Annotated in this window: 15 protein-coding genes and 1 pseudogene; 8 read left to right on the top strand and 8 right to left on the bottom strand. The window is 69.0% G+C overall.

Annotation, left to right across the window (positions count from 1 at the left end; translation table 11 throughout):
- Nucleotides 1–27: 27 nt before the first annotated feature.
- The 7 genes from V3N99_06495 to V3N99_06465 all read right to left on the bottom strand — a co-directional run bounded on the left by V3N99_06495 (nt 28) and on the right by V3N99_06465 (nt 8148).
- Nucleotides 28–1755, bottom strand: a complete 1728-nt coding sequence (locus V3N99_06495; GenBank protein MEO3936392.1) for a sialidase family protein — start codon at nt 1753–1755, stop codon at nt 28–30.
- Between the two features lie 369 nt (nt 1756–2124).
- On the bottom strand, nt 2125–3339 hold the full coding sequence (locus tag V3N99_06490) for a GNAT family N-acetyltransferase (protein MEO3936391.1): 1215 nt from the start codon (nt 3337–3339) through the stop codon (nt 2125–2127).
- Nucleotides 3340–3520: 181 nt separating this feature from the next.
- On the bottom strand, nt 3521–4456 hold the full coding sequence (locus V3N99_06485) for an IS1380 family transposase (GenBank protein ID MEO3936390.1): 936 nt from the start codon (nt 4454–4456) through the stop codon (nt 3521–3523).
- Between the two features lie 56 nt (nt 4457–4512).
- Nucleotides 4513–5877, bottom strand: coding sequence for a hypothetical protein (locus tag V3N99_06480; protein ID MEO3936389.1), 1365 nt, complete (start codon nt 5875–5877; stop codon nt 4513–4515).
- A gap of 110 nt (nt 5878–5987) precedes the next feature.
- Nucleotides 5988–6278, bottom strand: a complete 291-nt coding sequence (locus V3N99_06475; GenBank protein ID MEO3936388.1) for a helix-turn-helix transcriptional regulator — start codon at nt 6276–6278, stop codon at nt 5988–5990.
- A 13-nt stretch (nt 6279–6291) separates the two neighbouring features.
- Nucleotides 6292–7458, bottom strand: coding sequence for a tyrosine-type recombinase/integrase (locus V3N99_06470; protein MEO3936387.1), 1167 nt, complete (start codon nt 7456–7458; stop codon nt 6292–6294).
- 117 nt (nt 7459–7575) lie between these two features.
- Nucleotides 7576–8148, bottom strand: a complete 573-nt coding sequence (locus V3N99_06465) for a transposase (protein MEO3936386.1) — start codon at nt 8146–8148, stop codon at nt 7576–7578.
- Between the two features lie 467 nt (nt 8149–8615).
- Between V3N99_06465 and V3N99_06460 the strand changes: the two genes are divergently transcribed.
- Nucleotides 8616–8906 carry a hypothetical protein gene (locus tag V3N99_06460; GenBank protein ID MEO3936385.1) on the top strand — a complete coding sequence of 97 codons (291 nt, stop codon included), beginning with the start codon at nt 8616–8618 and terminating at the stop codon, nt 8904–8906.
- A gap of 706 nt (nt 8907–9612) precedes the next feature.
- Here V3N99_06460 and V3N99_06455 read toward each other — a convergent pair.
- Complete coding sequence (locus V3N99_06455) at nt 9613–10689, bottom strand: tyrosine-type recombinase/integrase (protein ID MEO3936384.1); 1077 nt, start codon at nt 10687–10689, stop codon at nt 9613–9615.
- A 343-nt stretch (nt 10690–11032) separates the two neighbouring features.
- Here V3N99_06455 and V3N99_06450 point away from each other — a divergent pair, with 343 nt between their 5' ends.
- The 7 genes and pseudogenes from V3N99_06450 to V3N99_06420 all read left to right on the top strand — a co-directional run bounded on the left by V3N99_06450 (nt 11033) and on the right by V3N99_06420 (nt 19216).
- On the top strand, nt 11033–11566 hold the full coding sequence (locus tag V3N99_06450) for a hypothetical protein (GenBank protein ID MEO3936383.1): 534 nt from the start codon (nt 11033–11035) through the stop codon (nt 11564–11566).
- 62 nt (nt 11567–11628) lie between these two features.
- Complete coding sequence (locus V3N99_06445; GenBank protein ID MEO3936382.1) at nt 11629–13212, top strand: IS1182 family transposase; 1584 nt, start codon at nt 11629–11631, stop codon at nt 13210–13212.
- 294 nt (nt 13213–13506) lie between these two features.
- Nucleotides 13507–13899 (top strand): hypothetical protein, encoded by a 393-nt coding sequence (locus tag V3N99_06440; protein MEO3936381.1) that lies wholly within the window; start codon nt 13507–13509, stop codon nt 13897–13899.
- Between the two features lie 444 nt (nt 13900–14343).
- Nucleotides 14344–15531: pseudogene (locus V3N99_06435) on the top strand (ISL3 family transposase).
- 148 nt (nt 15532–15679) lie between these two features.
- The gene (locus V3N99_06430) at nt 15680–16828 is read left to right on the top strand and encodes a tyrosine-type recombinase/integrase (protein ID MEO3936380.1); all 1149 of its coding nucleotides are present in this window, start codon (nt 15680–15682) and stop codon (nt 16826–16828) included.
- Nucleotides 16825–18828 (top strand): tyrosine-type recombinase/integrase, encoded by a 2004-nt coding sequence (locus V3N99_06425; protein MEO3936379.1) that lies wholly within the window; start codon nt 16825–16827, stop codon nt 18826–18828. Before V3N99_06430 ends, V3N99_06425 begins: the two co-directional genes overlap by 4 nt.
- Nucleotides 18818–19216 carry a DUF6262 family protein gene (locus tag V3N99_06420; GenBank protein MEO3936378.1) on the top strand — a complete coding sequence of 133 codons (399 nt, stop codon included), beginning with the start codon at nt 18818–18820 and terminating at the stop codon, nt 19214–19216. Before V3N99_06425 ends, V3N99_06420 begins: the two co-directional genes overlap by 11 nt.
- Nucleotides 19217–19250 lie beyond the last annotated feature (34 nt).

Genomic DNA, 19250 nt, shown 5'->3' with positions numbered 1-19250 from the left:
CTTTCCCTTCTGACCTAACTAACTAGGTCAGCGGCGGGCAAAAAAGACGTCTGGGTCGTTGCGTCCACGCGGGTGGGTGAAGTTGGTGACCCGATCACGGTTGTCACCCCAGGCGAGGTACTGGTGGGTGCCGTCGGAGACGTTGGCGATGTAGTCGCCCATGTACCCGAAGGCGATCTGCGGGTCGAACTGGGGGACGGTATGCACGCCCGGGAACGACCTCGTCGTGACCGCCTTCGCGGTGAAGTGAATGCCGCTGTCGGAGGAGTCCGCGAGGACGGTGTCGAGGGTGTTGTCAATGTTGCGCTGGTAATAGGCCAGGTGCAAACCTGCCGCGTCGACGGACAGGGCAGGCTGGATCTCGTCGCCGCTGCCGCTCGTGGCGTCGCCGGGGCGCCACGTCGCGCCGGCGTCGCTTGACGTGGCGAGACGGATGTGACTGCGACCGCTGGCTCCGTCGTTCCAGGCCGCCCACAGCGTCTTCCCGCGCAGGGCCAGCGTCGGGAACTCAACAGTGCGCACGAATTGCCCGGGCCCGAGCTGGAGCGCGCCGGTCGGTGTGGCGGGGGTGATGGAGGCGATGGTCACGGCCGGACCGAAGGTGAAGCCGCCGTCGGTGGAGGTGAAGATGACCTCCGTAAAGGTGGGGTGGCCACCGGTGCAGGTCGGGTCATCCACGACGATCTTCTCCGCGGCGACGTACAGGGTGCCGTTCGCGGGGTCGACCAGGGGCTGGGCGCCGATGTACTGGGTGAAGCCGCATGAGTTCGGGTCGTTGACGATCTTGTCGGCGTAGTGCAGCGACCAGCTCGCGCCGTGGTCGCGGGAGGTGGCCACCGGTAGCCCGGTGGATGCGCTCACGGGGCTGTCCGAGGAGAAGTCGATGGAGAAGTCGTCCCACGCCACGTACAGGTTGTCTCGAGCGGCGACCTGAGGGTCCCGTCCAGCCGTGATGGCTTCCTTGTCGCCGAAGTAGAACAAGTGGTCGTTGTTCGGCGAGGCCAGCGACGGTTCGGACCAGGTCCTGCCGCCAGTGAGAGAGCGAGCAACCCCGATCTCGAGGTTGCCGACGTTCCCTCCGAACGTGAGCGTGGAGTAGTACATCCGTCCCGCCCGGTCCGCGGTCAACCACGGGTCGCCGAAGTTGACGAAGTTCTTCGGATTGGGCAGCGTCCCGCCGTCGGTGAACGTTTTGCCGCCATCGGTGGAGTAGCCGTACCCGCTGAAGTCCAGCCCATCGGTCAGCGCTAACAGTGCCTGTTGCGAGTCGTTGAATCCGACCGCCACCTTGGTGCCGGCCACGGCGACCGCTGTCTCGCTTTGGGTGGTCTGGTCAACCTGAAACCGGTCCGCAGCAGGGTCATTGACCCGCACGTTCGCCAGGCCTGCCCGAGCCCGCACCGCCGCGGCACCCGCCGCGCGAGCACCGGCCCCGTCGGCGCCAGTGGGCATGGCCCGCCCGGGGCTCTGTTGCTCGCCCGCGGCCAGGTGCAGCGCCCGGGTGAGCGCCGGCGTCGCGAACCGGTCGCGGTGGTGGGCCAGCAACGTCTTGGCTAGCACCTCCCGGGTCGGCTTCGGGGTCGGCACGGTCGCCGAACCCAGATCAGCCGCCACCGCGAACAGGCCAGCCACCAAGGCCACCACAGCCGCACCGGACAACACCACCGACCGACGCACTCGTCGTCGACTCATCTGACACCTCACCTTAGCCAGCGAAGACCGCCGGCACGCTGTTCCACTGCGGGGATCAACCATCCCGCTCCCCCCGCCCCGACACAAGGGGCGCAACCTGTCCAATACCGGCTTCGATGCAGACCATCAAGCACAGAGGTTGCAGCCTGGCGCCTCCACGGAGGCACCCGAACGAGCGTCGGAGGCGGGCGATCCGGCTGACGCTAGAAGCGCCGAAGGACCCGACCTTGCGCTCAGGTGGGCTGGACCCTCAGGTGTCCGGATGGCGCCGTCATCTAGCACCCCCTGGGGCGAGTGCCAGACCGGGTTCGTACGACTGAGGGAACGGCATTAACAAACAGACCGGGCTGGCTGCACTCGCGGCGGTGTGGGACAGCCGCACTCGCGGCGAAAGGACGCATGGACGATCTCCCCGTCCAGCGAGCTAAGTCTTTAGAAGATTTCGGGGCACGTGGCGGTGGGCGACCAGGACCAGGCGAGCGAGGCGGCTGCGAGGGCGCCCGGAGTGTGTTCGTGGACGCGCCCGCCCAGGGCGAGATCTGCCAGCTGCGTGGCGCCGAGGTGGACCGCGCCGAGGTCGGCGATATCGAGCGACAGGTCGGCGTCGTCACGGGTGGGCCTGGCCACGCCGGGTTCCCACGCCTCGTCCACGCTCACGCGCCACCGCCCGGCGTTGTTGGGCAGCACGGTATCGGTGACCTCGAGGACCAGGTCGATGGGGGCCGCGAAGGCACGCTGTCCGAGAGCACGGGGGAGGTCGACGAGCCGGACCCACAGGGCGTCGTCGATCGTGGCGTGCAGGTGGCGCAGGTCGACGAGCAGGTGCGCCAGCGGATCGGGGAGGGGCCGGTGAGCCGACAGGGTCCGCATCAGGTCGAGTCCGAGCAGGTGGCGCCACAGCTGTGCGTGCGTCGCCGGGTCTGCTGCGCTGATCTCTTGGACCTCCACCTCGCCACCCGGCGTGTCGGGGGACTGCCCGGGCCGGATCCGGTAGGCGATGTACCCGACCGGTCCCTCGGGACCCAGGGCGACCACGACCTGCGGCTCGCCGTCCTCGAGGCGCATCATGAAGTTCCAGCGGCTCTCCGAGCGCGCCAGCACACCCGGCCTCGCGCCGACGATCGTGTCGTGGACGATGGCGAGGTGGGGCAGGGCCTCGCCCACGGACAGGTGCGTCAACCGCGCCGAGGACGACGCCGCGAGGGCCTCTGCCCGCGGCGAGAGCCTCGCCCGGGCGAGGTCGAGCGTGATGCGCGAGCGCCACGTCGCGAGCCCGTACCCGAAGCGCTGGTAGAGGGCGGGGTCAGTGGTCCATAGGGCAGCGACGGCCTCTCCACCGTTCACGAGCCCCTCCAGCTGATGACGCATCATGGAAGCCATCACGCCGCGCCGGCGATGAGTGGGCTCGACAGCCACCAGGTGCACGCCGGCGACGGGCACGAGAGCTCCTCCCGGCATAGTCATCGTCAGGGAGTAGGCACTGGTCGTCCCCACGATCTCGTCCGAGTCGGTATCGACGGTTACGACGGTGCGTTCCAGCTCGATGGCGCGATCGGCGAACACCGCGTCCGCGTCCTCGGTGCGCGCTCCCCACCCGAAAGCACGCCAGAACATGTCCAAGGCGGGTCCACGATCCCCAGGGTCCATCGGCCGCAGGGCATAGGACGACTCGGCACTTAGCCTCGGTAATTCACCGGGGTCCTCGGGTGATGGCTTCTGGCGTTGATGCCCGGTTCCGGGTTTCGGGCGTGGTGGTGTGCCGCGGTGGCGCTGCGGGGCGGGTCTCCGGGTGGTGCTTGCTCGTGGGCGGACGGGTGAGGTCCGGGCGTCAGGTCCGCAGCGGTGTGAGGCGGCCGAGGGCGGTGAAGACGGCGAGGACGTCGTGGGCCCAGGGCCAGGTCGCGGGGAACCGCAGGCGGCGTTGGCGGGCGCCGTGGGTCAGCCGGGCGGGGACGTGCAGCAGCCGGTACCGCAACGCTTTCGGCTCGCACGCCTTCAGGGTCGGGGGCAGGGCGAGCAGCCGTAGCCACGCGATGAGGTCAGCCGCGATCGAGGTCGCGAGGAGCCAGGCCTGGTTGATCGCGAACTCGCGGGAGGGGAACCGGCCGATGCCGCAGTCCTTGGCGTGCCGGATCCGAGTCTCGATCCGGGCGTGCGCCCGATGACGGGCCTCGAGGAACGACACTTGACCGCCCGCAGCGAGAGGGGTATTGGAAGCAACGGCTTGATAGCGCCACCCGTTCTCCTCCTCGAACAGCGACAGCGCGGCGCCGGGGTGGGGGTGCTCACGGCGGATGATGACCCGCATCCCATCGGGCCACTTCGTCAGGTCGAGCATCCCGGTGATCTCCACCACGTCACCGTTGAGTCGGGCCTCGCCCTCAGGGTCGACCGCGGGCGCCCACGCAGCCTCGGGGACCTGTCCGATGGCGGTGCGGACCTTGTCGGTGACGGCGAACCCGACCGAGTACTCCACCGTGCGACCGCGTTTCGCGTTCAGCTCGGTCAACCACTCGAGCAGCCCGTGGGACGCGCCGGCACCATCGGCGCGGATCAGCAGCTTCTTCCGATGGGCCGCAGGGACCTGCGCGATGGCCGTGGTCAACACCGCGACGTGATCCGCGACGGTGTTCGAGCCGGCCCTGCCCTCGCGCAGCATCAACGCCAGCGACTCCTGGGTGTTGTCGCACCAGACACTGATCGGGTGGTAGCCGAACCCTCGCTTGAACGTGGAGGTCGCTCCTTCCTTCTCCAACTCGCCCACGTTCGTTCCAAGGTGTGCAAGGTGCTGCCTGCAGTGCCCGGGTTCGCCGCGATGGGTCAAGCCGGGTTGGTGGTATGGCGGTGGAGGCGGTCGCGGGCGACGTTGTCGGCGGCGTATCGGGCGATGCCGGTGCCGTTCATGCCGAGGGCGGCTGCGGTGAGCTTGGGGTCGAGGTCGTTGACGAGTTCGGTGAGCCGGGTTTGTCGGCAGGCGGCGGGGGTGGTCCCGGCTTGGGACAGGAGGCGGGTCAGGTAGCTGCTGGCGGCGGGGGTGTCGCGGCTGGCGGTGATCCGGGTGACGATGACGTGGGGGTTGAGGGTGGCGGTGGCCTCTCGCTCGGTGAGGCAGGCCTGCAGTGCGGCCCAGGTGGGCGGGTCGAGCGGGGTGGGGAACGGTCGACGCAGCAGTGTCACGGTGCGCTGGGTGTGGTCGATGTCGGTGAGGGTTAGGAGACGGATCTCCGCGTTGGACGCCGCGTGCAGCAGGGCGAGGAGCCCGACGAGACGTTCGCTGGGTGGGGTCGTTTCGAGGGTCCAGCGGGCGAACAGTGCTCGTTGGGTTCCGACCTCGAGGACGGTGCCGGTGAACGCGGGTTGCGCTCCGAGGGCCAGCGGTCGAGTGGCGTCGGTCAGGACGATCTTGTGGGCCTTGGCCCAGGTGAAGAACCGGCGCAGGACGTAGGTCTGTTGGTGTCGCGCAGCGGGCGTGCGGGCGAGGAAGGACTCGAGGTCTTGCGTGGTGACCTCGGCCCAGCCGGTCACAGTGCGGGTCCGCAGCAGGTGGCGGGCGAGGGCTTTGACGATCCGCAGCCGGGTCTCGAGGGTGACGTCGCTCAGAGTGTGCCGCCCGGTGCGGCGGCGCCGGTCCTGCTCGTTCATCTGAGTGTCGTTAAACGCGGCGACGGCCTCGCGCAGGGGGACGTCGATGTCCGCGAGGTGCTGGGCCCGTCGGGCTGCCGCACGCTGCTGCGGGGCATCGGGCGGTAGGGCCAGCCCGCGGTCGGTGAAGTACGCGGTCAGCACCCTGACGGTCGTCGAGCTCAGCTGCGGTGGGGCCAGGTTCATCAGCTGGTGCGGGCCGAGGGCCGGGTCGGCGAGCAGTAGTCGCCCGGTCTCACGCAGGACCGTGACGGCCCCACCGGGGTGGAACCGGGCCGCCGCGAAGACGGCCAACGAGGGCCACCATGGCGGCACGGCCGCGAGCCGGGTTTCCAGTCGGGTCGCCATCGACGCGGCGTAGCGGAAGGGCCGGTCGGGGTCGGCTTGGGCGCACCGGTTACACAGTCCGTGACCGACGTTGCGTCGCTGCTGCCCGCAGCGACGGCAGACGCTGGTCTTGGGTGGCCGGGGTGGGCGGGCGGCGCGCAGGCACCCGGCGCAGCGGTCGCCCTCGCCTAGGTGGCGTGCCCGTCCACAGGTCACGCACTCTCGTTTGAGGGCGGCGCGTTCGGTGCGGCGGTGGCAGGTGTGGCACCGGATCCGGTGCCGGAGCTTCACCGGCGCGGGACAGTCCGCACAGGTGCGGTACCTGCTCATAGCGGCGGCATGGACCGGCCGCGGGCGACTTTCGGTTCGGCTTTCTTCGAGGCAGGTTTCGGGGCCGCCGGCGCCTGGGCGACGGGGGTGGTGTCGACCTCGATCAGGTCGTTGGGGGTGCACTCCAGCGCCGTGCACAGCGCCGCCAGGGTCTCGAGCTTGACCTGGCTGGGCTGCTTGCTGAACAACGCGGAGACCGACGCCGCGGACAGGTGCAGCCCGGCACGCTCCGCCAGCAGCCGCCGAAGCTGCGCCCCGGTCCAGACCTCCCGCTGCGCCGCGGCCATCCGCAGCCGCCACCTAATGTGCATCCGGATCCCCTTCCAGCCCAGACCTTCCCGGCCCAGACCCTTCCACAGCCGAAACGTGCTGGGCAGCGTCGTCCTGGCCGGTCAGCTCCGACAGTGTGCCCGAGATCGCGCGACGGTAGGCGTCCTCGATGAACGTGGCCGAGGGAGTGACGTAACGCATCGTCGTCCCGACGTGCCAGTGCCCGAGCATCTGCTGGATCGCGACGAGGTCGACGCCCCGCTCGTAGTTGCGCGTGGCGCAGGCGTGACGCAGGGTGTGGGGGCTGAACCGCACGAGGGCCGGTGCGCCTGGGCGGGCGTCACCGCGGGCTTGCTGCTCCAGGTCCAGCAGGTGGGCCAGACGGTTGCGGATCGTGCCGCGGTGGATCCGCCCGCCCCCCTCGTCGCAGAACAGTGCCGGCCCATCGCCCAGACGAGGGGCGATGTCCTGCAGATACCAGCCGAGGATGAGGTCGAGCCCGTCCAGCATCGGAACCCAGCGTGGCCGCGGGCCGGAGGTCTTGGCGCCCTTGCCGAAGCGGACATGGATCTTCCCGAAGGGCCCGCGGCCGAAGTGCACGTCGGCGCGGTCCAACGACGCCGTCTCCTCGGCTCGCAGCCCCGCGAGGTACAGGGTCCGGAACAGGGCGTAGTCGCGGCCGGCGGCCGTGTACTTACGGGCTCCCGCGACGCGGTCCTTGAGGAAGTCGAAGAACTCCTCCATCCGCTGCGGGTCCGGAGGTGCCGTCGCGGACGGCGAGCTCGAGTCGACATGCCGGGCGGCGTTGAACTCGTCGACCGGGTCGACAATCCGGATCCCGAAGGCCGCCTCGATCTCGCTGGACTTGCGCGCCGTCAGGTAGGCGTGGAAGCCCTTGAAGGTTTGGACGTAGCCGCGGCGGGTCGCCGCCGACAGGCCCTGCCCCACCAGCCCGGCCACCACCCGGTCGACATCCTCACGGGTGACCTCCCACGCTGGTCGGCCGCACGAGACGAGGAACCGCTCGAGGACGCCGGCACCGTTGTCCATGGTCGTTTGCGCGAAACCCCGAGCCACCTGTGAGGCCTCGAACGAGCGCAGGCACGCGTCCTGGAAAGCCACCGGGTCGACCTGCGGCCCCGCGACCGGTGCGGTCGGCGCACCTCCACGCAGGAGGCGGAGACCGTCAGTGACCACACACACCTTCTTCCTGGTTTGTATCCGAAGGTGTCACCTTACATACCGAGACCGAGCCTTGAACATCGCAGAACCATCAACAGCCCCATCGCCGCAGGTCGCAACACCTTTGGGGGCCTAGCAACCTGTGCCAATACCAGTTGAGTGCGCCGTGACCAACGTGGCGTCGACGTCGAGGACCACGACGTCACCCAGGTCGCTGTCCGCGACCTTGGACGAAGGCACCCCGCCCGGCAGCTGGGACCACACGTGCGCGCGGACCTTCGCCCTCGCCTGGTCGATCCGCTTCGCGACAGCCGGGGTCAGACCTTTCAAGGTGCGCCACACCGTCGGGGCCGACGCGACCGACCCGAGGGCGTCGCGTTGGTGGCGCAGGGTGTTGATGTCCGCGATCGCTTCCCCACCACCCGCGATGAGCACGGCCACGTCGGCCAGGACCCTCCCGCGGTCGTGTCCCGGGGTGAATCCCCGCCGCGCCATCGCCGTGGACAGCGCCCCGGTCAGACCGACCCGGTCGGCCATCAGGCGGGTCGCGACGTTCCCCGCGTGCGCCACGACCCCCGTACCGTCCGCGGACACCGCCAGCCCCGCCGACCACCGGCTGGCCTTGCTCCCGCCCGCGGCTCGAGCCTTCTTCCGACTCGCGCGCCGGGTCGCCTTCTTCGTCGCTGCCGCCGTTGTACGCTTCACCTGCGGAGTGCCTTCCACTCGAGCCTACTGTTCCCTAGACAAGTCCAGTATCTCGTTGTGAGACAGGCACTTTCGCGTTTTCAGACCGCGTGTCGCCTCAACCTCGGTGAACGGGCGAGGTTAGGGACATAAAGCCCTGTCTACCAGCCCCGTCCAGCAAATACCGGAAAGCAGCTGGCCGGAGAAGGGAGACCCGACCAGCCCCGCTGAATCAGCAACACGCCTATCCCGATCGGCCGCGGAGGGGGTCTCTACGCGGCCGAAGGGAACAGCCGCTCTCGCGGCGGTAGGGGGCGGCCGCACTCGTCGAAGGTTCCGGCCAGGGTGCACGTGACAAGCTTGGCCCCCCTCCCGGCAACGAGTACCCCGACGTCCTCTTCTAGGCGGAAGCTCCGTCAGTGGCCGAGGTCGCCGGGGTGGGACGGCGGGAGGGTGTGGCGGGTCCGGAGCCCGGGTAGGCACTGCCCATGACGGATGTAAGCAACGAGAACATGCCCACCGAGCCCCACAACGGCATCGACGCCGCCGCAGGCCAGGACGCCAAGGCCTTCGAGCGCAACCAGAGCAACCCCATTGCCCGGGCCTCCGACGGCGGTGCGCCGCCGTCCGAGGCTCTCCAGCTGGGCGAGCTGCCCGAGCGGGGTGGCACGGGCGCCGGCAGTCCCACCGCCGGGGTCGAGATTAGTGCCGAGGATCTGGAAGAGGCCGTGCCCGGCGACACCGGACCGGAGCACCCCGGGGTGCGCCGCCAGTCTTAACCCGGTCGTCTGGGAGTCGCCCACGCTGGTGGCATCACGGCCCTTGACTGGCGTCCCGACGTGGAGCGGCTGACGAGATTTGATTTCGCGTGTCCAGCTTGGAAAGCGAGCCTATCCACGGTTGAGCTGCTCGGGGAGTCGTGCCGCCAGTGACCGCTGATGCTCGGCTCTGACCGCAGGTTGGGGCCTGCGTCCACAGGCGGCGGTGTGGGACGGCCGCTCTCGCGGCGGTGTGGGCTAGCCGCTCTCGCGGCGGAGTGGGACAGCCGCTCACGCGGCGGTGTGGGGCACGTCGGGGGGCCCTCGCGGATCCCGGCACGGTTGAATCCGCCTCACTGACCTTGTGCGCTGACTGCACCCATGCTCCAGGGATGCGACGCTGTGGCCGTGACGGATCTCGTGGGTGACTGGCGCGAAGCTTGGGCGCAATGGGCTGCGGCAAGCGCATCGGGGGGCTCAGTCGTTGCCCGCAACCTCATGATGGATCGAATCTGGGCTTTGGGCCGGGAGATAGCCAGGAGCCCTGATCTACACGAGTCGATGGAGGGGCTGTGCGCACCGGGCCAGGAACCCGATGTCCGGCTACACGCCGCTCTCGTCCGGGAACACTGGGACTCCGGCGGTTCGGCCGAGACTCTGATCGAGATCATCAGTGACTCGGGCGCATCCGTTGAGCGGCCCGTGACCATGTCCAGTGCGCTGTCCGTCAGCACAACGACGACAGCCAGGTCGGCAGCCTTGTGCCTCTACAACATAGACCGGGGGTCCGGCAACGTGGGCGCCGCTTCGTGATCGCTCCGCCAGCGTCAACCAGACGATGGGGGGTGTCCGCAACCTTTCCGCTGATCGGCATGAACAGACATCGGCGTAGCCCTTCTTTCTGGAATGGGGGCTGGTTCCTGAGCCATGTCAGACGCCGGCGACGTAGGCGGTAAGGAAGTGGACGCCGTGGCCGGTCGAGGTTGCCGCGGGCGCGGTCGTAGTGCTCGGTCGTGCGGGGGTCGGCATGCCGGGCGAGGATCTGCGCGTCGCGGAGGGGGACGCCGGCGTCGAGGGCGTTGGTGATCGCGGCGTGCCGCAGGGAGTGGGGGCTGATGTGGCGGGGGATGCCGGCGGCAGTCGCGATGCGGGTGACCATCCGGTAGACGTCGCGCCGGTCGACGGGCCGACCTGAGAGGGGACGCAGGATAAGTGGGCCGGTGGTGCGTTGTCCGCGGCAGGCCTCGAGGACCCGCAGCACGGGGACGGTGACCGGCATGGTCGCGGGCTTGTTGCCCTTGCCGACGAGGTGCAGGACGCGGTAGCCGCGCAGGGTGTCGGCGTAGTCCTCGATCCGGACGGCGGCGGCTTCGGAGGCGCGGAGGGCGTTGATGCCGAGGAGGTAGGCCAGGGCTCCGTGGTGGACAGTGATGGTGGGGGCGACCTGGAGGAACCGGATGAGCTCGAGCCGGTCCAGGCCGTGGGTGCGGGACTCGTCCTCGTGCACCTTCGGGAGCCGGGCGTAGACGGCGGGGTCGGAGGTGATGAGGCCGTCGATGTGGGCGAAGCGGAAGTAGCCGCGGACGGCGTGCATCATCGTGTTGATCGTGGAGTCCATCAGTGGTCGCTCGCCAAGTTGGCGGATGTACAGCTCGACGTGGGCGCGCTGGATCCCCACGAGCGGGTCGAGTGCGTGGGTCTCGCACCAGGTGAACCATTCCCTCAGCTGGTACGCGTAAAGGGTGTGGGTGCGCCCGCTGTAGCGCGCGAGGTAGGACACGGCCGCCAGCTGCGCGGTTGACATCGTGGCGGGCTGAAAATGGCAGGAGGGTGGTGGGGCTGGGCATGACGTCACCTTTCGCGGCGACCCGACCGACCGCCCAAACCAGCTCGCCGCCAACACGGCCGGGCACCTGGACGAATCGACGCTAGACCCCATCCCGGTTCGTGGCCGCGTCCACACGCGGCGGTGTGGGACAGCCGCTCTCGCGGCGGTGTGGGGTCGGCCGCTCTCGCGGCGGTGTGGGGTCGGCCGCTCTCGCGGCGGTGTGGGACGGCCGCACTTCGCGTCGGTGCTCCACCTCCGGCATTGGTGACGGACTGGCATTGAACCGGTTCTATGCGTGGGTAGCAGGCATGATGTGAATATGACTAACGCTTCAGGCGACGTCGCCCGCCCGCCTTCGCATGATCATCAAGATCGGACGTTGCGGACGGCCGAGCTGGTCACCCAGCTCCACAAGATTGTGCGCGAGTTGGAGGAGATGCATCCTGGCAGGAGGTTCCCGATCGACGGCCACCTCGTGGGGTCCATCGGGGAAGCTGCGGCGGAAGCGCTCTTCGACCTCCATCTCGTCAAGCCCTCGGCGACTGGCCATGACGCGATCGCCGGGGATGGTCGCCACGTCGAGATCAAGGCGACCTACGGCACCCGGTCTGTCGCCATCAGGGAAACGTCTCACGCAGCAGCATCAGCGCTCATCGTGCTGAGACTTTCCGGCTCGCCTCAGGTGCGGCACGAGGTCGTGTTCAATGGTCCACTCGCGGTTGCGCTGCGAACCGCTGGCGCTACGCAGAGCAATGGGCAGGCGAAGATGAGCCTGTCGCGCCTACGCGCACTGGACGCCACCGTGGCCTTGAGTGAGCGGGTACCGCTTCGCCAAGACCGTTCGATTGTCTAGGACGCTGCTGAATAAGGCGTGTCGTCCTGGTCGCGCTGGTCGGGGGTTGGGATCATGTGTGGATGCAGGGTCGTCCGCTGGATGCGCGTGAGCTGTTGGATGCTGAGTCGGTCGCGGGGCATCTGATCGACAAGGGCAGTGTGTTCGGGTTGTTGGCGCAGCAGCGGCGGGTGTTGTTCCCGGAGGTGATGTTCGCTGATCTGTTCCCGACCCGGTTGGGTCGCCCGTCGGTGCCGGCGGATGTCGCGGCGTCGGTGATGGTGTTGCAGTCGTTGCATGGGCTCTCGGACCGGGAGGCGATGGCGGCGTTGCGTACGGATCTGCGGTGGAAGGTCGCGTGTGGCCTGCCGGTCGGGCATGGCGGGTTCGACCCGTCGACGTTGACGTACTGGCGGAAGCGGTTGGCGGGGAGCGCGGCGCCGCATCGGATCTTCGACGCGGTCAAGGTGGTGGTCGCCGAGACGGGGGTGTTGACGGGGAAGAACCGGCGGGCCCTGGACTCGACCGCGTTGGATGATGCGGTCGCGACGCAGGACACCGTGACGCAGCTGGTCGCGGTGATCCGTAAGGTCGTCCGGCAGGTCCCCGGCGCGGGCGAGGTCGTCGCGACGGTGTGCTGCGCGCATGACTACGACGACCCGGGTAAGCCCCAGATCGCCTGGGACGACCGCGAGGCGCGGGCGGTGCTGGTCGACGCGTTGGTGCGTGACGCCCTCGCGCTGCTGGAGGTCGTGTCCGGGTGGGACCTCGACGAGGTCGGCGCGGAGGCGGTCGCGTTGCTGGCGTTGATCGCGGGGCAGGACGTCGAACCTGCGCCCGGGTCGGACGGGACCGACGGCCGGTGGCGGATCGCGCGGAAGGTCGCCCCCGATCGGGTCATCAGCATCGTCGACCCCGAGGCCCGGCACATCCACAAGACGGTGCACCGGCGTCAGGACGGCTTCAAGGCGCACATCGCGGTCGAGCCCGAGACCGGGATCACGACCGCGTGCGAGCTGACCAAGGGCGCGGGCCCGCTCGCGCCGGACGGGGCGACCGGGATGCGGCTGATGGACGCGGACGACACCCTGCCCGCGGCGGCCGATCTCCCCGACGGGCAGGTCGTCGACGTCCTGGGGGACAGCGCCTACGCCACCGGTGACGCGCTGGAGAAGATCACCGCGGCGCGGCGGCGTCCGCTGGTCAAACCCGGCCCCCTCAAGCCCGCCGTCGAAGGCGGGTTCACCCAGGACGACTTCACCGTCGACGAGCAGGCCGGCACCGCGACCTGCCCCAACGGCCTGACCCGCCCCATCAGCAAGAGCCGGACCGTCACCTTCGGAATCGGGTGCGTCGGCTGTCCGCTGCGGGCCCGGTGCACCACCGCGAAGCGGGGCCGGATCCTGCAGCTGCACCGGCATCACACGCTGCTGCGCGAGCATCGTCAGCGCGCGAAGGACCCGGCCTGGCAAGCGGACTACCGCCAGCACCGACCGATGGTGGAACGCTCGATCTCGTGGCTCGTGGCCGGGAGGAACCGCCGGGTCCGCTACCGCGGCGTGCGGAAGAACAACGCCTGGCTCCATACCCGCAGCGCCGCCCTGAACCTACGCCGGCTGCTCAACCTCGGCCTGACCCGCACCGACGGAGCCTGGGTCCTGGCCTGAGCCCACGAACGAGGCAGAACCCCCCGTCCACCACCCCTGCAGGCCCCACACAGGCCCCGCACTCCCTCACACCAACCGGAACATCATTCTGGTCTCGCGAGGAACAAGCCCTCCGGGGTGCCCTGAGCGCCCCAGTCGGCACCCTGCCGTCCCCTGAATGACGACCGCGACCCACGAACGAGCCTTGTTCAGCAGGGTCCTAGAGCCCTAGAGCCCTAGGGCACATGCGGCGGTGCGGGAGACGGCACCCTCGGAGGTGGGACGGGCGCAGTCGAGGCCACCCAAGGCGGATAGATGTTCCGTAATCAGGTCGACGCGAACGAGACGTCCAAGCAGGATGAGCGGATGCAGACTGTCACCCTCTGGCGCCCGACGGGACCGGCCGAGCTTGCCCTCGTGGAAGCCTCCGGTTGGCGAGCCTGGCCACCTCGGCTGCCGGATCAACCGATCTTCTACCCCGTCTTGAATGAAGAGTACGCGACCAAGATTGCCCGCGACTGGAACGTGAAAGCCAGTGGAGTGGGGTACGTGACGCGCTTCGAGGTCGACCGGTCCTACCTCGAGCGGTACGACGTCCATCAAGTCGGCGGCCACACCATCCTCGAGTACTGGATCCCAGCCGAGGACCTCGACGACTTCAACCAGCACATCATCGGCACCATCGAGGTCGTCGCTCAGTTTAGGTAGCGCCCGACACGCGGCGGAGTGGGGCAGGGTCCTTGTCTGCGGACCGGGCCAGCCTTTCGAGGCAGACGGGCCGGCCCGGGTTCTTGCGAGTGGCTGCGGATCGGCTAGGTATGTTCTACCGTCCACAGGAAGGGCTCAGGGCGGACCAGACCCCGAAGATGGCCTGACTGCCCGCGCGGCAGTACCTTACGTCTCGTGGAGTCAGGAGCGCTGTGAGGGATGTCGGCTGGTTCGGCGGCAGCGAGCCGAGGTCCAAGGACGAAGATCGGTTCCTGAAGCATCTACGAATCCGCGCATCGGGTTGGTCCGTTCCTGGTTTGCTGGCTCTTCACAGTTGAGGGTGTAGGTCCCTCGCCCGGGTGGCTCGGCGCGTCGGTCCCGGGGTAGGTGTCGAGGTCTTCCGATGATGAGGGTTCCTACACACCGCATCTGGAAGACCTCGACGTGCCTGACGCTACCTTCGCTGCCCCTGACCTGACCACCTTCACCCGCTTGGACGAGCTCGGACTCGAAGTGACCGGGCAACGTCTCGAACCTGGCCGGGCGGTCCTCGCGTGCCGGGTCGTGGAACCCGACCGGTGGTGCCACCGCTGCGGGGGCGAGGGCGTAGCCCGCGACACCGTGGTGAGGCGGTTGGCGCACGAGCCGCTGGGGTGGCGTCCCACGACGTTGCTCGTGACGGTCCGCCGGTATCGGTGCACAGGGTGCGGGCAGGTCTGGCGCCAGGACACGAGCGCTGCGGCGGAGCCGCGGGCGAAGCTGTCGCGGCGGGGGTTACGGTGGGCGTTGGAGGGGATCGTGTGTCAGCACCTGACCGTGTCCCGGGTCGCGGAGGGCTTGGCGGTGTCGTGGAACACCGCGAACGACGCCGTCCTGGCCGAGGGCCGGCGGGTCCTGATCGGCGACCCGGCCCGGTTCGACGGCGTGCAGGTCGTCGGGGTCGACGAACACGTGTGGCGGCACACCCGGCGCGGGGACAAGTACGTCACCGTCATCATCGACCTCACCCCAATCCGTAACGGTACCGGCCCTGCTCGGCTCCTGGACATGGTCGAAGGCAGGTCCAAGCAGGCGTTCAAGCAGTGGCTCGCGGCCCGCTCCCAGGGCTGGCGCGACCGGGTGGAGGTGGTGGCGATGGACGGGTTCACCGGGTTCAAGACCGCCGCCAGCGAAGAGCTGCCGAAGGCGGTGGCCGTGATGGATCCGTTCCATGTCGTCCGCTTGGCCGGCGACGCACTCGACACCTGCCGTCGCCGGGTCCAGCAGGCCGTGCACGGCCACCGAGGCCGAAAGGAGGACCCGCTGTTCAAGGCCCGCAGGACCCTGCACACCGGCAACGACCTACTCACCGACGCTCAGCGGGAACGACTGACCGTCTTGTTCACGAACCGCAAGCACGTCGAGGTCGAGGCCACCTGGGGCATCTACCAGCGGATGGTCGCCGCGTACCGCGACCCCGACCGCAAGCACGGACGCGAACTGATGACGACGCTCATAGCCTCGGTCAGCGACGCCGTCCCTGAAGCGCTGACCGAGGTGAGCAAGCTCGGCCGCACGCTGGCCAGCAGGGCCGACGACGTGCTGGCCTACTTCGACCGGCCCGGGACCTCGAATGGACCTACGGAAGCCATCATTATCTGGAGCCCTCCGGAGGGTGTGTCCGACGTAGCTCACGAGGCCGATCCGGTGCGTCAGCGACACGTTATCTGGAGCATGTCTTCGACGTCCCCCACGTGGCTGGCGGGTCGGAGTAGAAGAGTAGGTATCCGGCTGGAAGCCGGTGCAGGCCGACCTCGAGGTGGCGGTGCTGGTGAAGGCGCAACGGGTGCTCATGCCGGTGACGGGGGTGGAGTCGTGGACCGTCGTCGACGACGACTTCGGTCCGGTCGAGGCGGCGGAGCGGTACCTGGCGTTCCTGTCCTCGATCGAGCGGTCGCCGAACACGGTGCGGGCGTACGCGCACAGTCTGGCGTTGTGGCTCGAGTTCCTCGCCTTGAGACGCGTCGACTGGGCCAGCGCCGGAGTCGAGGACGTCTCACGGTTCGTGTCGTGGCTGCGGGCACCGGCCGCGAACGTCATCGTGCTGGATGCTGCAACGGCCCGCCGCAGCGAGGCCACCGTCAACCGTCACCTGGCGGGCGTGTTCGGCTTCTATGACTTCCACGCCCGCACGGGTGTGGCCCTGGCTGAGTCGTTGGTCGCGTGGCGCCGTGTACCGAGGGGGTCGTTCAAGCCGTTCCTGCACCATGTCACCAAGGGACGCCCGATCGCGACCAGACCCGTCAAGCTCAAGGCACCGAGGCGGCTGCCGTCCACGCTGAGCGTTGAGGAGGTCGCGGTGATCCTCGGCGCCTGCACGCGGCTGCGAGACAGGTTCCTGCTCGCGCTGCTGGCCGAGACCGGGATCAGGGTGGGTCAAGCGCTCGGGCTGCGCCACAGCGATCTGATCTCTCGTCGGTGCGAGCTGCGGATCGTGCCGCGTGACGACAACGCCAACGGCGCCCGCGCCAAGACCAAAACCGTTGCCGTGCTGCCCGTTTCAGCGCCGCTGGTGCGCCTGTACAGCGAGTACATGCACACCGAATACGGCGACCTGGACAGCGACTACGTCTTCGTCAACCTGTTCGCGGCACCGGTCGGGCGACCCCTGCGGTACGACGCGGTCGCGAAGCTCGTGGCCCGCCTGCGGGCCGGGACCGGGATCGAGTTCAGCCCCCACATGCTGCGCCATACCCGGGCGACGGAGCTGATCCGGGCCGGTGTCCCGATCGAGATCGTCTCGAACATGCTGACCCACCGCTCGGTCGTGACCACGAGCGAAACGTACGTCCATCTCGGTGTCGAGGACGTGCGGGCCGAGCTCGTCCGCGCGGGATTCTGGGTCGAGCGGCCAGCCACTCGCCCGGTCCTGCAGGCGGACCCGTCATGACCATCGCGCTGCACGCCAACCGGGCTGGCGCGCTGAGCCTGCTGGACAAGCTGGGAGCGGCTGTCCGACCGGAGTTCGCGGTCGACCTGATCCACATCGATCCCACCCACCCCGTCTTCGCGCGCGGGCAGTGCCGCGTCACCGACTGCGAACGCGGCGCCTGGACCAAGTTGCTGTGCAACAGCCACTACGGACGGTGGGTCCACGAGGGCCGCCACGACCTGGACCTGTTCGCGGCCACGACCGGCCCGGTGGTCGGCGGTCACAGCGACCGGATCGACGCGTTCGATCTTCGCGGGTTGCCGTTGCAGCTGCGGTTGGAGGTGGCCTACTCCATTCAGATCCGCCACGATCATCGAACGATCCGCCTCGTCCCGATGATGATCAACCGCCTCGTGAGGCTGGTCAGTACCGCCAGGGTCGACTCGCTGCTGGACCACGGGCTGGAGCGCTGGACCTTGCTGGCCCTCGAGCACGGCCTGACCGACACCGGTGGCCGGGCGATGGGCCAGCTGCGTTTCGCGTGGCGGCAGGTGCTCGACCTGGACGAGGGCATCGACGCCGAGGCCGAGTTCGCTCGAGACACCTGGCGGGCAGCCGCACTCGGGGCGCGACCGTCGCCGAAGAAGGTCCCACCCATTCGGTTCGACCACATCCCACAACCGTGGCTGCGTGAGGCGATCAAGCGAGCCTGCCGCTACCGGCTCGGCGCCGGTAAAGCGTTCGGATCGGTCAGCATCGACGAGCGTGCCCTGCGCTGGTTCGCCGGGTTCCTGCATCACCATCACCCGGACGTCGATGATGCCAGCGGGATCAGCCGGCAGGTCCTGGAGCACTACCTGTCCTGGCTCACCGCGGCGCCGCAGTTGTCGGGCAACACGACGAACACCTACCTGGTCATCCTGCGCAGCTTCCTGCAGGCCTGCCACCGCCACGACTGGATGCCCGGCCTCTCCGGTCACGCCGCGCTGTACCTGGACGAGCTGCCACCGCGGCCGCGTCCCCTGCCACGGTTCATCCCCGAGTTCGTGATGGCCCAGCTCGAGGACCCCAACAACCTCGCCCTGCTCCCCGACGAGACCACCCGACACCTGCTGATCCTCATCCAGGAGACCGGCCTACGCGCCAATGACGCCTGCCTGCTCGAGTACAACCCCGTCATCGTCGACAGCGCCGGCTGGCCCTGCCTGAAGTACGTCAACCACAAGATGTCCACCGAGCAGCTCGTCCCGCTGTCGCAGCGGGCCGCCGACGCCGTCCGCGCCCAACAACTGCACCTGAGCAGCCGCTGGCCAGCCGGATGCCCGAAGCTGTTTCCCTCGCCTCACGCCAATCCCGATGGGGCCCAACCATTCTCCTACGCCACCCTGCGCCAGCGCCTAGCCGACTGGCAGGAGAAGATCAGTCTCCACGACGAAGCCGGCCAGGCCGTGTCCGTCACCGCGCACCAGTACCGTCACACCCTCGGGACCCGGTTGATCAACGCCGGTGTGCCGCAGCACGTCGTTCAGAAGATGCTCGGCCACGCCTCACCCCAGATGACCGCCCGGTACGCCACGATCCACGACGCCACCGTCCGCGCGGCCTTCGACGACTACCAGCAGCGGCGCGTGGACATCCACGGTGACCGCCTCCCGTTCGACCCCCACGGTCCCAGCGCCGACGCCGAGTGGATCAAGCACAACCTCGCCCGGGTGCAGGCCAGCCTGCCGAACGGCTACTGCGGACGACCACCGCAGCAGGACTGCCCACACCCCAACGCCTGCCTGACCTGCCCGGACTTCCAAACCACCACGACGTTCCTGCCGATCCACCGGCGCCAACACGACGACACCCTCGAACTGATCGACCTGGCCGAGCACCGCGGCAACCACCGGCTGGCCGACAACCACCGCAAGGTCGCCGACAACCTCACGAGGATCATCTCCGCGCTGGAAACCCTCGAGACCCTCGGGATCCATGACGCCCCAGCCGGACAGGACACCCCCGATGCGCGCTGACAACACCACAGCCCTCACTGCCGCGAGCCGGCACCGAGCCGAATCGGCTCGGGAGCGGGCCCGCGCGGCCATCCATACCCTCGACCACGCTGGCACCCCCATCACCTACGCCGCCGTCGCTCACACCGCCGGCGTCTCGCGGACCCTGCTCTATCGCGATCCCCAGCTCCGCGAGCAAATCAACCGGCTTCGAGCTCCCGCCACCCGCAGCCCCCGTCAACCCGCAGCCCAACGGATGAGCCAAGCCTCCCGCGACGAACAGCTGACCACCCTCCGCCAGGAACTCCACACCCTGCGAGCAGAGAACCACGCGCTCCGCCTGCAACTCGCCACCCGCATCGGGCAGGACCGCACCGCCGGCCGCGACGCCCCCGTCAGCGACATGTAGCCGACGCAGACATGCAGGTCACCGGCCACATCCG

The organism is Dermatophilaceae bacterium Soc4.6 (assembly GCA_039889245.1).
GTDB lineage: Bacteria > Actinomycetota > Actinomycetes > Actinomycetales > Dermatophilaceae > Lapillicoccus.
The sequence above is the reverse complement of the archived record's forward strand: the minus strand, read 5'-3'. Positions and strand labels throughout refer to the sequence as shown.

Coding starts and splice junctions, on each gene's coding strand:
- V3N99_06450 (MEO3936383.1), top strand. CDS start 11,033: ATGACTAACGCTTCAGGCGACGTCGCCCGCCCGCCTTCGCATGATCAT.
- V3N99_06440 (MEO3936381.1), top strand. CDS start 13,507: ATGTTCCGTAATCAGGTCGACGCGAACGAGACGTCCAAGCAGGATGAG.
- V3N99_06460 (MEO3936385.1), top strand. CDS start 8,616: ATGACGGATGTAAGCAACGAGAACATGCCCACCGAGCCCCACAACGGC.
- V3N99_06495 (MEO3936392.1), bottom strand. CDS start 1,755: ATGGTTGATCCCCGCAGTGGAACAGCGTGCCGGCGGTCTTCGCTGGCT.
- V3N99_06475 (MEO3936388.1), bottom strand. CDS start 6,278: ATGGCCGCGGCGCAGCGGGAGGTCTGGACCGGGGCGCAGCTTCGGCGG.
- V3N99_06445 (MEO3936382.1), top strand. CDS start 11,629: ATGCAGGGTCGTCCGCTGGATGCGCGTGAGCTGTTGGATGCTGAGTCG.
- V3N99_06490 (MEO3936391.1), bottom strand. CDS start 3,339: ATGGACCCTGGGGATCGTGGACCCGCCTTGGACATGTTCTGGCGTGCT.
- V3N99_06425 (MEO3936379.1), top strand. CDS start 16,825: ATGACCATCGCGCTGCACGCCAACCGGGCTGGCGCGCTGAGCCTGCTG.
- V3N99_06455 (MEO3936384.1), bottom strand. CDS start 10,689: ATGTCAACCGCGCAGCTGGCGGCCGTGTCCTACCTCGCGCGCTACAGC.
- V3N99_06420 (MEO3936378.1), top strand. CDS start 18,818: ATGCGCGCTGACAACACCACAGCCCTCACTGCCGCGAGCCGGCACCGA.